This window comes from Longinema margulisiae (assembly GCF_025266855.1).
GTDB lineage: Bacteria > Spirochaetota > Brevinematia > Brevinematales > Thermospiraceae > Thermospira.
On the sequence record NZ_CP053071.1, the window covers coordinates 749,885 to 765,004 of the forward strand.

Annotated in this window: 21 protein-coding genes; 6 read left to right on the forward strand and 15 right to left on the reverse strand. The window is 46.0% G+C overall.

The genetic code is table 11. The features are described 5' to 3' along the window. Positions 1-25: 25 nt before the first annotated feature. From asd to rplU, 5 genes are all read right to left on the reverse strand, one after another. Positions 26-1,111, reverse strand: a complete 1,086-nt coding sequence (asd, locus tag BREVNS_RS03400) for an aspartate-semialdehyde dehydrogenase (RefSeq protein ID WP_483427650.1) — start codon at positions 1,109-1,111, stop codon at positions 26-28. A 120-nt stretch (positions 1,112-1,231) separates the two neighbouring features. After that, entirely contained in the window at positions 1,232-1,558 is a 327-nt protein-coding gene (locus BREVNS_RS03405; RefSeq protein WP_483427651.1) for a TraR/DksA family transcriptional regulator, read from the reverse strand. Positions 1,559-1,568: 10 nt separating this feature from the next. Beyond that, positions 1,569-1,868: a 50S ribosomal protein L27 gene (gene rpmA / locus BREVNS_RS03410; protein WP_483427652.1), complete on the reverse strand. Its 300-nt coding sequence runs from the start codon at positions 1,866-1,868 to the stop codon at positions 1,569-1,571. Beyond that, on the reverse strand, positions 1,858-2,172 hold the full coding sequence (locus BREVNS_RS03415) for a ribosomal-processing cysteine protease Prp (RefSeq protein WP_483427653.1): 315 nt from the start codon (positions 2,170-2,172) through the stop codon (positions 1,858-1,860). Before BREVNS_RS03415 ends, rpmA begins: the two co-directional genes overlap by 11 nt. Next, the gene (rplU, locus tag BREVNS_RS03420) at positions 2,169-2,510 is read right to left on the reverse strand and encodes a 50S ribosomal protein L21 (protein ID WP_483427654.1); all 342 of its coding nucleotides are present in this window, start codon (positions 2,508-2,510) and stop codon (positions 2,169-2,171) included. Before rplU ends, BREVNS_RS03415 begins: the two co-directional genes overlap by 4 nt. Positions 2,511-3,043: 533 nt before the next feature. Here rplU and BREVNS_RS03425 point away from each other — a divergent pair. From BREVNS_RS03425 to BREVNS_RS03450, 6 genes are all read left to right on the forward strand, one after another. Beyond that, positions 3,044-3,778 (forward strand): HEAT repeat domain-containing protein, encoded by a 735-nt coding sequence (locus tag BREVNS_RS03425; protein WP_483427655.1) that lies wholly within the window; start codon positions 3,044-3,046, stop codon positions 3,776-3,778. Between the two features lie 6 nt (positions 3,779-3,784). Then, complete coding sequence (locus BREVNS_RS03430) at positions 3,785-4,231, forward strand: hypothetical protein (RefSeq protein WP_483427656.1); 447 nt, start codon at positions 3,785-3,787, stop codon at positions 4,229-4,231. Between the two features lie 14 nt (positions 4,232-4,245). After that, positions 4,246-4,680: a hypothetical protein gene (locus BREVNS_RS03435; protein ID WP_483427657.1), complete on the forward strand. Its 435-nt coding sequence runs from the start codon at positions 4,246-4,248 to the stop codon at positions 4,678-4,680. Between the two features lie 122 nt (positions 4,681-4,802). Beyond that, on the forward strand, positions 4,803-5,789 hold the full coding sequence (locus tag BREVNS_RS03440; RefSeq protein ID WP_483427658.1) for a hypothetical protein: 987 nt from the start codon (positions 4,803-4,805) through the stop codon (positions 5,787-5,789). A 9-nt stretch (positions 5,790-5,798) separates the two neighbouring features. Further along, positions 5,799-6,815, forward strand: coding sequence for a hypothetical protein (locus tag BREVNS_RS03445; RefSeq protein WP_483427659.1), 1,017 nt, complete (start codon positions 5,799-5,801; stop codon positions 6,813-6,815). Beyond that, positions 6,799-7,482, forward strand: coding sequence for a M48 family metallopeptidase (locus tag BREVNS_RS03450; protein ID WP_483427660.1), 684 nt, complete (start codon positions 6,799-6,801; stop codon positions 7,480-7,482). The genes BREVNS_RS03445 and BREVNS_RS03450 overlap by 17 nt, the downstream gene beginning before the upstream one ends. Here the strand turns inward: BREVNS_RS03450 and BREVNS_RS03455 are convergent. The 10 genes from BREVNS_RS03455 to BREVNS_RS03500 all read right to left on the reverse strand — a co-directional run bounded on the left by BREVNS_RS03455 (position 7,470) and on the right by BREVNS_RS03500 (position 15,107). Next, positions 7,470-8,201, reverse strand: a complete 732-nt coding sequence (locus BREVNS_RS03455) for a polyprenol monophosphomannose synthase (RefSeq protein WP_483427661.1) — start codon at positions 8,199-8,201, stop codon at positions 7,470-7,472. The two genes, BREVNS_RS03450 and BREVNS_RS03455, sit on opposite strands and share 13 nt — an antisense overlap. A gap of 52 nt (positions 8,202-8,253) precedes the next feature. Continuing rightward, a complete protein-coding gene (locus BREVNS_RS03460; protein WP_483427662.1) occupies positions 8,254-9,495 on the reverse strand; it encodes a bifunctional folylpolyglutamate synthase/dihydrofolate synthase in 1,242 nt (413 codons plus the stop codon). A 91-nt stretch (positions 9,496-9,586) separates the two neighbouring features. After that, a complete protein-coding gene (locus tag BREVNS_RS03465; RefSeq protein ID WP_483427663.1) occupies positions 9,587-10,567 on the reverse strand; it encodes an OmpL47-type beta-barrel domain-containing protein in 981 nt (326 codons plus the stop codon). Between the two features lie 72 nt (positions 10,568-10,639). Next, on the reverse strand, positions 10,640-11,095 hold the full coding sequence (locus tag BREVNS_RS03470) for a chemotaxis protein CheW (protein ID WP_483427664.1): 456 nt from the start codon (positions 11,093-11,095) through the stop codon (positions 10,640-10,642). Positions 11,096-11,196: 101 nt separating this feature from the next. Beyond that, positions 11,197-11,745, reverse strand: coding sequence for a hypothetical protein (locus tag BREVNS_RS03475; protein ID WP_483427665.1), 549 nt, complete (start codon positions 11,743-11,745; stop codon positions 11,197-11,199). A gap of 45 nt (positions 11,746-11,790) precedes the next feature. Further along, positions 11,791-12,117: a hypothetical protein gene (locus BREVNS_RS03480; RefSeq protein WP_483427666.1), complete on the reverse strand. Its 327-nt coding sequence runs from the start codon at positions 12,115-12,117 to the stop codon at positions 11,791-11,793. An 89-nt stretch (positions 12,118-12,206) separates the two neighbouring features. Further along, positions 12,207-12,788, reverse strand: a complete 582-nt coding sequence (locus tag BREVNS_RS03485) for an electron transport complex protein RnfA (RefSeq protein ID WP_483427667.1) — start codon at positions 12,786-12,788, stop codon at positions 12,207-12,209. 9 nt (positions 12,789-12,797) lie between these two features. Next, complete coding sequence (gene rsxE / locus BREVNS_RS03490) at positions 12,798-13,439, reverse strand: electron transport complex subunit RsxE (protein ID WP_483427668.1); 642 nt, start codon at positions 13,437-13,439, stop codon at positions 12,798-12,800. After that, a complete protein-coding gene (locus BREVNS_RS03495) occupies positions 13,439-14,038 on the reverse strand; it encodes an RnfABCDGE type electron transport complex subunit G (protein ID WP_483427669.1) in 600 nt (199 codons plus the stop codon). Before BREVNS_RS03495 ends, rsxE begins: the two co-directional genes overlap by 1 nt. A gap of 1 nt (position 14,039) precedes the next feature. Further along, positions 14,040-15,107 (reverse strand): RnfABCDGE type electron transport complex subunit D, encoded by a 1,068-nt coding sequence (locus tag BREVNS_RS03500; protein ID WP_483427670.1) that lies wholly within the window; start codon positions 15,105-15,107, stop codon positions 14,040-14,042. Between the last annotated feature and the right edge of the window lie 13 nt (positions 15,108-15,120).

The window sequence follows — 15,120 nt, forward strand, 5'->3', positions numbered from 1 at the left end:
TTTTCTCCCCGGTGCTTCTCCTTTCTCACTTTCGATAAATATATCCATCTGCACACAGAACCTCAGCCGTCAGAATAGCTCCTCCAGCGGCTCCACGAATGGTATTGTGAGAAAGACACACAAACTTATAATCAAAAAGATGATCCTCTCTCAGTCTGCCTATGGCAATTCCCATCCCATTTCCGATATCGCGATCAAGCTTTGTCTGGGGTCTATTCTCCTCTTCGAAATAGGTGAGAAAAGGTTTGGGGGCTGAAGGAAGATTGAGTTCCTGGGGTCTTGGGACCCATGTCTTCCACCGATGAAGGATCTCCTCTTTTGATGGCTTCTTCTCAAAGCGTACCGACACCGCCGCCATGTGCCCATCACTTGCCGCTACTCGCAAACACTGGGCACTGATCACAGGTTTTGTAGCACTCTCAATACGATCCCCCTCAAGAATACCCCAGATTTTGAGGGGTTCCTTCTCACTTTTTTCTTCCTCGCCCTTGATGAAGGGAATCACATTATCTACCATCTCTGGCCACGTATCAAAGGTTTTGCCCGCCCCGGAGATAGCCTGATAGGTGCATACCATCATCTCAGAAGGCCCGAAATCCATCAGGGGATGAATGGCTGGCACATAACTCTGAAGAGAACAATTGGGTTTCACCGCAATAAAACCATGCTTGGTACCAAGCCTTTTCCGCTGAATAGGAATAATCTCCGCATGATGCCAGTTGATTTCCGGCATAATCATAGGCACATCAGGGGTCATACGATTGGCAGAGTTATTGGAAACCACAGGGACTTCTCTTCTGGCATAGGCTTCTTCAAGGATGATAATGTCCTCTTTTGGCATATCCACAGCACAGAAGACAAAATCTACCTCATTAGCTATAGCCTCTATCTTATTGGCATCATAGACGGTGAGATTTTTTACTTTTTCTGGTATTGGTGTAGCCATGGCCCATCGATGAGAAACGGCCTCTTCATAGGTTTTCCCTGCGGAATGACTGCTTGCCGCCACCAACACGACATCAAACCAGGGATGATGCTCTAAAAGAGAGACAAATCGCTGTCCCACCATTCCCGTTGCTCCAACAATACCCACGCGAAGTTTTTCTTTCATACTGTGCCTCTTTTGCCAATTTTGAGAATTTATTATAAAGAAAAGGAGAGAAAAGTGCAATTTTAAGCGCATTATGAAAAATCAGGCCAAAATAAAAAAAACCGCCCGAAGGCGGCTTCTTTACATATGCTTTCGACACTTTTCAGCGTAGGGTATAGCCTCAAGACGCTCCTGGTCAATCTCTTCCCCACATACGGTACACTTCCCGTAAACACCATTTTCAATCCTCTGGAGGGCTCGAAGAACCTCTTCAAGAGTACGTTTCTGGGTATTGGACAGACCTTCCACCAGGGAGGCAGTACTCAGCATGTCTGCCTGATCCACCACATCTCCATCTGTTTCAAAAGGGTTTCTCTCCTCTGCTGTTTCTCCACGAATATTCTCAAGAAGAGAATCCCTCATCTCCTCGAGCCGCTTTTTGAAATAGGCAAGCCTCTCCTGGGTCATGATCGGCTCCTTATTCCGCTTTGGCTTTCGCCGTTTTCGTCTTTTTTGGTTTTTCCTCTTTCACCTCGATGACATGAACCACCTGGCGGTTTTTGCTATGCGCAAACTGCACAATGCCGGCCTTCAAAGCAAAAAGGGTATGATCTCGGCCCATCCCCACATTCTTGCCGGGATGAAACTTTGTTCCCCTCTGACGAATGATAATATTGCCGGGGATAACAGGCTGCCCTCCATACACCTTGACACCCAAGCGCTTGGATTCGCTATCACGGCCGTTTTTTGCTACACCGCCGCCTTTTTTATGAGCCATGGTTCTCCTCCCAATGTAATCGTATATGATCTGGATACTGCCTTGACAGAATATCCAGAGTAAGAATCATCTGTTTCCACAAAAGCAGAGAGTTCTCATTCATCTCAGAGACCTCTGCCTCCCATCTCCCCTCGGTTTGCCTCACAGCAACATCCTCTTTGCAGAGAAGACGAGTCCCGACCACCCATCCCTGAAGGGTCACTGAAACCGCCGCACATACCACATCCTTTCCCTTCTGGTCAAAAAGAGCGTGGCCACTGGCCACTACCCGATGGGTTTTCTCGGAGATGGAGATGTCTATCATGCCTCAGCCGATGCTTTTGGCTTCTCCTGCGAGATACTCACGACCTCAAGCACCGTATAGGTATGACGATACCCTCTCTTCACAGAGTAGTTTGTTTTGGGTTTGTACTTGAAGATGGTGAGTTTCTCGCCCTTTTCCTCAGGCTTCACCACTTTGCACTCCACAACGGCATCCTTCACATAAGGCTGTCCAATCGTATCACCCTTGTCCGTATGGAGAAAAAGAACTTCCTTCACTTTTATCTTTTCGTTTTCCTTGACAGAAAGATGATCCACACGGAGAATTGCACCCTTCTCGGCCTTGTATTGCTTGCCACCAATCTCAACAATAGCGTACATAGGTTCTCTCCTTTTCCTGAGAATATGAGTACATTATTTTAAGGGAAAAGAAAGAATTTGTCAATCTCTTCGGCTTTCTTTTTTCAAAAAGAATTTCACTCGTGTGTCGTTCCACCTTGAACATGGCTTTTCTCTCCTTAATTACGGGAGTAAAAAGTATAATGAGACCTTTGCACGAATGTGCGAAGGTCTCAAAAAAGTAGTAAAAAACAAAAAATAGTATAAAAATATTATTTATCATAATAAATAATTCTACTTTTTTGAATAAAAAAGACAAATAAGCCCTTGTAAACAGAAAAAGCGGGGAAGAGGGGCGTAGCCCCTGACCCAAACAGGGGAAGAAAACACCCGTGCAAGGGTCTCATAATGTATGTTTTTTAGCTTTTTCACAGAATGGCGTACCATTTCTTCGAAAACAAAAAACTCAAAAAAACTTCAGATAAAAGGGGGATATCTCCGATACATAAAAAAACTTGACAAAAACCCCGAATAGTATACAATAAAAGGGCAAAAAACAAAACAAGGAGATGTCTATGAAAGGGAAAACCCTCTTGATCCTTTTGTGTCTTGTAGGTTTATCCACTCCCCTGCTTGCCCAGATGGAGATGGTAGGGACTCTTTTGAGCCCGAATGTACCTATTTCAGCTGTTCCCAAAGAACTGAAACTTCCAGATCCTGTTCTTCCCTATCTTGAACAGGAGTTTATCAAAACCATCGGGAAGGAAGGGGCCTTTGACACCCAGTTCAAGATTGTCCTTCTTATGACCAAGGTGACCAATGTTCCCACCAAAAAGTATGAATATCTCGAACGTATTGTCATGTGGGAAGTACGCAATCCCCAGAAAACCGCCCAGAAGATGTTTATCGTAAGCCCAGATGCCCGTGTGTTGGCCATTCAGGGGATTGCCGAAAGCAGCAACAAAATGTACATCGAGACCATGCTCAATGTTATCGAAAGAGATACCGCTACCAAACCACGAATCGCCGCTGCCCGTACCCTTCCTGCTTTAGGTGACAAGGAACTCATTGTCCCCAAACTGGTCTATCTTCTCAAAAACAAATATGGTATCGATAGAGGCAAATTCAGTGAAGAAGATACCCAGCGCTTCGAGGACGACAAGGTGGCTGAGGCTATCGTTGTCTCTCTCGGTGAATTAGGAGATCCAAGGGCATTCCCCGCCCTTCTTCAGATAGTCATGGCACCAGACTCTCATCGTGATGATACAGTCAAGGCTGCCTGGGCCGCCATGCAAAAACTCCAGTGGTAAGTGCCCATGAAACGCCTGTGGATTCTGTTTGGCTTTCTTTTGATAACAACGAGCTACACACAAACAAAAGAAAAAGCCCGAACATTAGCGGACCTGCGTATTGGCGCTGAAACAGAAATGGAAACAGCCGTTCGCATCCTGAAAATGCAGGGCGAATACGAAAAGAAACGACTGGCACTTCCCGTTATCGCGGCCAATATTCAGGATCCGACCACGTTCGGGATAGTCAAGGACCTTCTTCTCCACTACTACCAGAATCCACGATTCAAGGAAGAGGATCAGGTGATGTTTTATGACGATGTGATTGCAGAGGAGCTTCTCAAGATTTTAGGAAGCACTCGATCGCCAGAAATTTTTCCGGTGGTGCTCCAGTTTGCCCTTTATGACAAGTGGCATCGGGATGCCACCGTGAAAACCGCCTGGAAGCTCATGCAATCTATCGAGTGGAAATAACAAGGAGGACAACCATGAAACGAATGATGAGTATACTCGTTATCGTAAGTCTCGTTGGACTTGCTGCCTGTGGCAAGAAGGAAACAAAACCAGAGGAAAAACCAACCACGACTGAACAAAAGCCTGCGGTCACCACGCAACCCACGCAAAAGGAAGACCTCTCTTTTGAGACGGTGATGAAAACCCTTCGAGAAGCCCTCGAAAGAGAAAGAAGGGAAAACAATTCGGCCACCAAAATCCAGACAGCCAAAGCCTATATGCTTCTCATCAAGTTTCTCCAGACAGACAAAGAAAAGGTGAGAAAAGCCGGTATGACAGATGCAGATGTCAACTTCCTCATTTCTGATGCCAAGGCCAAGGCAAAACAACGCCTTGATGAGGTGGTCAAAAATCCTACCGCCTCTCCAGAAGCCAAAGAGGAAGCCCAAAAGCTCCTCTCCTCTCTATGACACAAAGGCCGTCCTGAAGACGGCCTTTTTCTTTTCTAAAAAACTCAATTTTTTCCTCAGGTTATGCCGATACAATAAAAAAATAAACCCTGCTATACAAATCTTTTTGCAGGAGGGCTACCTTGATATACCTTGATGTCATCAAAAAGTACGCAAGAACCTTTCTTACCACCTTCATCTATCTTTCTTTTTTAGGGCTTTTTTACTTTTTCTATCTTTTGCTCGGCATGAAATTTCGTGGAGAGCAGGCTATTCTTCTTGAGGCACTCAAGAATTATGCCCTTCTCCTTGTTCATTCTCTTCCATTGATGGCCATCTTTGCTACCTTCATCTTTTTTGCCAAGATTGAATCAAACGACACCCGTTTTATGATCCGGGTGATGCCCATCATTGGTGCCCTGAATACCGTGGTGTTAGTGCTTTTTTTCTTCTTCCGATGGGATTTTGTGAATTTCATGCACTATGAGCCACTTTCCATCAAACCCCTTCCCCAGGCCGGATATATCACCCCCTATGGCAATACCCAGGTGTATATAGCCGAAGGGAAGGGGAGACACCTTGTTTTCACCGGTGATATCTACCTTGCCTCTTCATGGCGTACCAACGCCTCTACTCTCACCGTCCAGGCTGTGTCAAGGGTAGGGGATGCCAGTTTCACGCCGGATGGGCGAGTATTTTCTCTTTCCCTCAAAGAGAAAGCCCCTGCCTTTCAGGAAACAGGGTTTACCAAAATCTTTTTTGAAGCCTATTTTGCCTATGTACGAAAACTCCGTGAGGTATTTTTCCATACCTTCTATAGTTGGGGAATAGTGAGTTCTCTTTTGGGCATTCTTTTCATGTCTGCAGGATATTTTTCTCTGCTTGCAGGTATCTCTATCTATCTCAAAGAAGCCCAGATTCAGATGCTCATGAGATCTTTCTTTGTTCTTTTAGGGGTAGCTGCCTGGTTTAGTTTTCCACACTTTTTGAGCTTTATCTCCCTCATGAGTTTTGGGATACGTTTCGGGCTTCTCAGGGTTGCTTTCCCAAGTCTTCTCATGGGGTCGTTAGCCGCCCTTTTGGGTTATGGCCTTCTCATCCTCAAAAACGGCCTTCCCCGTAAGGCCTAAGGAGCCACCATGAAAAAACTCAATCAGTTTTTTCTTTATCTCTTTCTTCTTATCATTGTTTTAGGCCTGGCTGGTTTTTTCTACTTTCTCCAGTTTGCCAAAATGGCGTCCTTAGATGCGCTTATTGCTTCCCTGAGACTGGTGTACACCTATCTTCCTATTCTGGCGGGACTTGCCCTTCTCTGGGGCTTAGTGTTTCAGGGGGGAGGAGTATCCCAAAGTACAGCCATAGGGCCGGTTATTCTCTATATTTTTATCATCATGGGTGGAGCTATTGCCCTTCAGGAAATAGCCATTCCTGCCCTCACTGAAATGAAACAGCAATCCCTTATCCTTCAGACAAAAAAGGCAAAGGGTATGCCAAAGTTCACAGTAAATCCTACCAATGTGAGTGCTTCAGAGTTTACTTCTCTTTCCTGGTTTGTTTCCAAAGAAAATCTCGCCTTTGCTCAGAAAAACACCTTTCTCTCCTTTGAAAAACTTTACAAGGGACCTCAGGGTGTCTATTATGGGATCAATTTCAAGATTGTTTCTTTTGATGACCAGGGACGCCTGGATTATGTCTTTATCTCTCCTCAGGTCAAGGCTTATGAAACAGACCTTTTTGCCCTTTCCGCCCGGGCTTACGAATACAAAAACGGCAACCTCGTCTCTCAAAAGGGATACACCGTCAAAAAACTCACCCTTCCCTATCCTGCTGGGGCCATTTATTCGCTTCGTGCCCATGGCAATTTAGAAGACATCAGTCTTATTGACGTCCTGCGATACAATGACTATGTGTACGGTTCTCGCCTCAACTTCTACCATGTGGGCATTCTCATCTTTTTCAAGATTTCCTACTATACCATGCTGATTGTGATTATCATTCTCTGTGCCGGATTTGGCCTCACCTTCCAGAACCAGCGACTGGTGGGAAAGGACATTGTCCCTGCGCTCAGTTTCCTCCTTGTTTCGACGGCTGTCACCATCATGGTCTATGATATTCTCTTGGCCGCTGTCAATATGGTTTATGGGCTCATCATCTGATATGGCTGATTATCCCTGCCGGATTGTCCGTACCAGAAGAAAAACCATCTCTCTTCGTATCATGGAAGATGGGATGGTAGAAGTTCGTTGTCCTCTCTCAACAAGAAAAGAACATATCGATCACATTCTGAGAACACACAGGTCCTGGATTGAAAAAAAACAAAAAGAAATGATGTCCCGACCCAAGTTTCATGGTAGGTTAGAAGAAAATTGTTCCCTTTTTTATTTAGGCAAGGCCTACCCTCTCCATTTTGGATCCACCACTGTTGTCCAATGGGATGAAAAAGGTTTTCTTCTCCCCGAAAAGAAAAAAGCCACCGCTCAAAAAGTGATGGAGTCATGGTATCGACAACAGGCAAAAAAAATCCTCACAGAAAGGGTGGAACACTATGCAAAAACCTACGGTTTCTCGTATAGCGGGATACGCCTCTCTTCGGCTTCCAGGCGATATGGTTCCTGCTCAAGCAAAAACCTCTTGAGTTTCACCTGGAAGTTGGTTCTCCTTCCCCAGGACCTCATCGATTATGTGGTGGTTCATGAACTCTGTCATACTAAAGAAAAACATCACCAGAAAGCCTTCTGGAGAGAAGTTTCCTCCATTCTCCCGGACTACAAAAAGCGTGAAAGACGCCTCAAAGAGACCCCTCTTTCCGCTTACTGGTTCTGACGACGAAGGCGATATTTGGAAAAGCGAATAGCCCAGCACTGAAACAGGGCCTCATTGACAATCCCTGAGTTCATCTTGGTCGTGCCCTCATAGCGATCTCGAAACACTATCGGTACTTCCACCACGGAAAGACCATGGTAGTAGGCCTTGGCCTTCATCTCTATCTGAAAGGCGTACCCATTCGAACGAATAGAGGCAAGATCTATCACCTCAAGTGCCCGACGGGTATAGGCATTGTATCCCCCTGTCAAATCAGTCAAGGGCACTCCCGTCGCAAAACGGGCATAGAGGTTGCCCCCAAGACTCAAGAAAAGCCGCTTGAGATCCCAGTTAAGCACCCTCACCCCATGGAGATAGCGGGAACCACAGACCACATCCGCCCCTTTTTCAAAAGCCTCAAAAAAGAGCGCCATCTCCTCTGGATTGTGAGAGAAATCCGCATCCATCTCAAAAAAAAGATCAAAACCCTCCGGCATCTTCATTGCATAGTTCATACCCGCAATATAGGCCCGTCCAAGCCCCTCTTTTTTCTCCCGAAGAAGACAATGAATACGGGACTCTCGTTTTGCCATCTCTTCCACAATCCCGGCTGTGCCATCGGGAGAATTGTCATCTACCACAAGCACATGAATATCCTTCCTCTGCTGAAGAACCACAGGAATGAGTTTCTGGATATTTTCCCTTTCGTTATAGGTCGGAATAATCACCACCGCCTTCATGAAGAACTCCTGATTTCTATAGGGGTTATTGTAAGAAAAAGAAGGATTTCTTTCAAATTTTCAAAAACTCTTCCCTCTCGATACCATGTCTTTTCAAAAACTCCTCCGCCCAGTAAAACGAACCCGTGAGAATAGAAAGTTTTCCTGTCTCTTGAATCACAGGTACCTCAGGAAGATACTCTGCTTTTCCCCCCAGAAGAGAGAGAAGTTCCCTCCCTCCAGAAGGCCTGGGAGAAGCAAAATCAAAACACACAATCCTCTCAAAAAGATGCCTGTAATCCTCAATGATAGGGACAAGTCTTGCAAGTTCCTTTTCTCCCAAAATACCAATATAGAGATCCTTGGGAACATCAATCCTTGCTAAGGCCTGAAAAAGGGCCAAAAAAGACTCAGGATTGTGCGAAACATCAAGAAGAAAGGGATGATGATACCACATCCGAAAAGGAAGGGGTCGCCAAAAGGCTTCTCTTGCCTTTGCCTCTTCTATGGGGATCCCCACTCCCTTGAGGGCCTCATAAGCCAAAAGAAAATTGCCGGCAAAAACCTCGCCCCACTGGGACGACTCCCAGAGACTCCCATCTGGAAAACGGTAAACCCACTTTGTAGGCGAACAAAAAACAAGCTGAGCCCTGTTTTCTACGAATACCACCTGCGTCTTTTGTTCTTTCGCCTTCTCCATAAAAACAGCCTTCACCCCCTCCTCCTGCAAAGAAGAGAAAACCGGAACCCCTGTCTTGATAATCCCCGCCTTTTCCATAGCAATAGCCTCAAGGGTATCCCCCAAAAACTTGGTATGATCCCAGCCTATACGGGTAAGAAGACATGCCTCGGGTCGAGCCACAAAATTGGTGGCATCAAGCCTTCCGCCCATACCCGTTTCAAGAACAATCGCCTGACAATCCCTCTCAAGAAAGTACACCATCGCAAGAAAGGTAAGTGCCTCAAAAAAACTACACCCATACCGTTCGATGAGAGAAGCCCATCTCTCTATCAAGGTATGCAACTCCTCAGAAGATATCATCTCCCCATTGATACGAATCCTCTCCTCCACCACAAAAAGATGGGGGGAAGTATAAAGCCCCACCCGTGGATACACCCCTGAAAGAAGCCTTGAAAGATAGATAGCGGTACTCCCCTTGCCCTTTGTGCCGGCTATATGAAAAACCTTTTTTCCTTCGTACGAAAAATTCGCCTCTTCAAGCATTCTGCCAACCCGACCGGGATCAAAATGATCCATCTGATACTTGAGAAGCCCTTTTTCATAATTGATAAGCGAAGAAAGAAAAGGATGCACGCTTTTTCCTCCCTGTTTTCAAAAAAACCTTTCCTCTCATAAAAAAAGGGCTGTCCAGCTTCCTGAACAGCCCTGATTCTCTGTTTCTCGTTTACTTCTGAGCGGGAACAAGACTTCCTGTAGGTTCCTCGGCATCCACCACAAGGGTGAGAGAAACCTCTTCGCTCACATTACCAACCAAATCAATAGCCTTGACCTTGATGGTATGAGTCCCAGCAGAAAGGACCACAGGGAAATTGTAAGCCACATAGTCTCCACCATCAAGAGAGTAAAGTACCTCGGCAATCCCTGTTTCAGCATCAGTGGCTGAAACGGAAACACGAGCCCCGGCTGGCACATACTTCACCCCATCTTTCTCAAAAGCGGCGGGATCCACGGAAAGTTCCACCTTGGGAGCATTGAGATCAAGGTACACCGTATAGGTCTTCACCTCTGAAACGTTACCCACATTATCCGTGGCCCGGTAGCGGATCGTATGAAGCCCATTTTGAGCAGGAAGAGCGAAGGCTGCATTATAAGCCCCAAAAGCACCCTCACCAATCACATATTCGACATTCTTTACTCCTGAATACTTGTCATTGGCCACAATGGTGAAGACGGTGTCCTTGCCCACATAGAGAGCATCACCAATAGCCACTACCTTTTTGTCGGTAGCGATCTTGGTTTCAGGAGCCGAGAGATCAACCACCACCTCATACATCTTGAAGAGAGAGAGATTCCCCACATTGTCTTCCACACGGTAGCCAATGGTATGCTTTCCCTCTGTAGCAAAGGTGATGGGATCAACATACTTGCCGCTCAGGGAGTTGTCCACCATGATGTAGATGGCCTTCACACCAGAACCCTTGTCCTCAGCAGTGATCACAAACTTGGCATTGGCACCCACATAGTCAACCTTGCCATCGTTGTACACCACACTGCCTGTTGCCTGAACAGGTCTCTCTGGGGTAACTGCCGTTTGCTGAGTTGCCGCCTGAGAAGAAGCCTCATTAGGAAAATCCGGAGCTGCCGTCTGCTGACCAAAACCCAGCACCGCAACCATAAAGAACAAAATACTCACCAGTTTTCTCATATATCATGCCTCCTCTATAAAAATTGTCCCTTTATGGCTATAATGATAACACAAAAAAAGAAAAAAGGCAATTTATTCCACAATCTTTTTCTCAAGAAAATCCCGCATCTCAATGGTAAAAAGCCTCTGAATATTCACCCGATAGACGATTTGTTCCCCCGCCCTGATAATGCCGTCTACGAAATGCTGGGCGACGCCGGAGAGAGAAATCCCTGCCGCCTCCTGGACCTGATCCTTTTCCACCTGGATCACCCTGTCAATCTGATCGACTAACATCCCCACCAGAATATCATCCACCATCACCACCACCATCTTTGCCCGGGAAAGATCCGTTTCCCCAAGACCAAGCCGCTTGCGAAGGGAAATCACAGGGAGAATAATCCCACGAAGATTGACCACCCCCTCCACGTATGCCGGAGCATCCGGCATGGGGATAACCTTCTCCACACGAACAACCTCTTTCACATCAAAAATATTCACCGCAAAGAGACGATCCGCTACAAAAAAGGTGACGAACTGTTCTTCCACGCTTTCCCTCCCCCTTTATGATAAGGCAAAAAAAGGATTTGTCAAGGGGAAGCAGGGAAAGAACAAAGAGAAACTCACCATGAAAAATCTCATATACCCTTCTACTGGATGAGACTTCTATATACCTTTCCCAGATCCTCTGAATATCGATAGACAAGTTTCACCCATCTGGGAGAAATCTGCCCCTCAAGGGCCTGATATTCCCGAAGTCGTTTCTGCAAAAGCAAAGCTGTTTGAATTCTCTTTTCTTTTTCAAACGCATTTGTTTCTGTCTCTAATTGCTTGAGAATATCATCAATCTCTCGTATCAATACCTCTGGCGAACGATCCGCTAAACTCTCAGAAAAAGAAAGATAAGCATAATGCAAGGTTATATTCGAAAAAGTATTGATATACTCTTCAACCGAAGAAAACTTCTGCGTTACAATAGCCACAAATACATGGTTTGTCTCAAGATCCTGATGCAAAGCCCCCATTATCGCAGGATTGAAAAAACCCGTGGAGGCAATAAACCCCACCTTATTCGTATAAAATGGTCGCACCTCATTCCAGAGAGAAAGAAATTGCTTTACCTCTTTCTCTTCCTGAGAAAGCGCACACCCCACGAGAAATATTACCATAACAAAAACAACTCTTTTTATTTTTTTCATACCCTATCCTTTACAAAAAAACGAAGGGGGAATCCCCCCTTCGTTTTACTTGACTTGCTGTACCTTGATAGTGCGAGTGGTAATACTCAATTGCCCCAAAACAACCGAGAAGACATAATCCAGAAAACCCATCTCTGTGACAACAACTACTTCAGCCCCATCGGGATAGTTGGCAAGAAGAGAGGCTGTGGAGTTGTCACCAAGTGGCACCAGACCCCAAAGGATATACCACACCCGTTTCTCCTGCTCAGCAGCAGTGAGAGGTTGACTACTGATAAAAATCTTCTTCCCAGCAGGAGCCTTCACCACAACCTGCCCACACCCTGACACCACAAACGCCACGGCCAACACGAGAGCAACAAACCTTTTCATACCTCTACCTCCTTTTTAGGAATTTTTTGATGAATTACCACTACATATTATATGAAAAATTTCTTTTTGTCAAGAGATTTTGGAAGATTTTATTTCACAAAACCTACAAAAGCATACATAGCCATAGACATGAGCGCCGCTGAGATAAAGGCAATAGGAAGTCCCTTGAAGGCCTTGGGGACCTTGGCGAGATCAAGCCTCTCCCGAACACTGGCCATCATGATAAGCGCAAGCGTAAATCCAAGCCCAGCCGTAAGAGCAAACACCAAAGACTCCACGAACGTGTACCTTTCTTTTAGGACAAGAAAAGCCGTCCCTAAAATGGCACAGTTTGTGGTAATAAGGGGAAGATAAATCCCAAGGGCATGATAGAGAGCAGGGGCTACCTTCTTCAAGAAAATCTCCACAAGCTGCACAAAACTCGCAATCACCAAAATAAACACAATGACCTGCAAAAACTCAAGCCCAAATTTCACAAGAAGGAGATTCACAGGATAAATTACCGCCGTGGACATCACCAGCACAAAAATAACAGCAAACCCCATCCCTATCGCAGAACTCATTTTTTTCGACACACCAAAAAAAGGACAAAGCCCCAAAAAACGAGAAAAGATAAAATTATTCACAAAGATAGCACTCATCGTAATGAGAAAAAGCTTATTCACATCCATACGTCCCTCCTAAGCCTTGTTCGCCTTGGCTTTTTCTGCCTGACGGTTCCTGAGATATTGAAAGAAGGCCAAAAGAAGCCCCATCACAACGAATCCACCTGTAGGAAGAATCATCACCACCGCAGGACTAGAAATCCACTGGCTCAGGTCTATCACCGTTCCTATCCCCGCTAGTTGAAGGGTTATCGTCCCACTCCCTAAAACCTCACGAATAAACCCGATAAGCGTCAGAGACAACGTAAATCCCAATCCCATACCAAGACCATCCATCACCGAAAGAAGCGGGGGATTTTTTGAAGCAAAGGCTTCAGCACGACCAAGAATGATACAATTCACCACAATCAGGGGGATAAAAATCCCAAGTGCCCTATCCAGTTCCGGGGCAAAAGCCTTGATCACCATCTGGACAATCGTCACAAAGGAAGCAATAATCACAATATAAGCTGGAATACGCACCATCTCAGGGATAAAATTTCGCAAAAGAGAAATGAGAAGATTGGACATGGTGAGCACAAAAATCACCGCAAGCCCCATCCCAATCCCATTGATGGTCTGGGTTGTCACCGCTAATGTAGGACAGAGCCCCAGCACCACCACAAAGATAGGATTTTCCTTGAAAAGCCCTTTCAGAAACTCTTTCCATGCGTTCATTACTTTCCTCCCTCAGAGACACCTGTGGTCGGTGTAGCATTCGTCATCATTATGCTTCCATTCTCTCCACCCACAATCTCCGTGTACATCGCCAAAGCCTCATGAATCCCGCGCGTCACAGCAAGAGAAGAAAACGTAGCCCCCGACACCGCATCACACCCCTTGGCCTGAAAATCAGGCTTGGTGGTAGGAATACCATCTACCCCACGACCAAGAAATTGGGAAAGCCATTTTTGATCCTTGGCTTTGGTCCCTAAGCCTGGCGTCTCTCCACCCATACTCATCACCACCACACGAGCTACAATCCCATTGGTCACCGCTGTTAGGGTTTCCACTGGTCCACCATATCCTGGATACGACGCACGAAATACATAAGCCACTATTGTCTCATTTTGATAAAGAATATAGTAAGGTTTGTCCCCCAGCTCTTTGGTTTCATAACGAGAAAAAGAAGGATAGACCTCCTGAAGAGCACGCTCGAATTCACGCTTATCCGCCTCATCTAAGAGGGGCTTCAAATTCCCATAGGTGAGGGCAAGCAATCCCCCCAATACCGTCGCAATCACGACTAAAGGATACAATTTCTTGATAAAATCCATATCAGGACTCCTTTGGCTTTTTCACAATAGCCCGTCGATAACCATATATAGAAGGCCTAAAATACCTATCGATCAAGGGAACAAAAATATTCATGAGCGCAATCGAAAGGGCTACTCCTTCCGGATATCCGCCAAAAAGACGAATCATCGTCGTCAAAATTCCTAACATAATTGCATAAAATACATTCCCGGAAAAACTCAAAGGAGAAGTCACACTATCATTAGCCATAAAACAGGCTCCGAGCATCAGCCCGCCCGAAAGCACATGAAAAAGCGCATCCCCGGTAAAAAGCCCCGTCCCCTGCGGAAGCCCTCCAAAGACCCACGAAAGAAGCGCCACCGTTCCCACATAGAGCACAGGAACTTCCCAGGTGATCACCCGTCGTACCAGAAGATAGATCACCCCAAGAAGAATAGCTAACGCCGAGGTTTCCCCGATACAGCCCGGCACATTCCCGATAAAAAGATTCCAGTAATCAAGAAGTCCCTGCTTATAAAGCCCTGCAAACCCATCTACCTTCAAGGTAGTAAGAGGAGACGCTGAGGTGATCATTTCAGGAGAAACAATAGCCCTGGAAGCCTCCCAGAAATCCATTCCTCTGTCTATCAGAGAGCGAATCGTGGGAGACCATCTCCCCGACATCACCCCGGACCAGGCAATCACCACAAAAAGCCTTCCACCAATGGCTGGATTCATAAAATTATACCCCAATCCGCCAAAGGCCCACTTCACAAGAGCCACGGCAAACATATTCCCAAAGACAACCACATACCATGGAGCCGCCGGCGGAAGATTATAGGCAAAGAGAAGCGAGGTAATCATCACACTTCCATCAAATATCGTTATCCCTCGCCTGGTAAGAAGCCCCATCACCAATTCGGTGAGAAGCCCTGTAGCCACACTTATTCCAATAATCCGAAGGGCATTGGCCCCAAAAAAATACACACTGGCGATCCCCGCAGGAATGAGGGCAATCACCACATCCCACATCACCCTTTCTACTGAAAAAGGACTATGAATATGGGGAGAAAAGAGCCCTGCTCCAGCCTTTCCTTTTGCTTTTGCCATGGTTGTCTCCTGA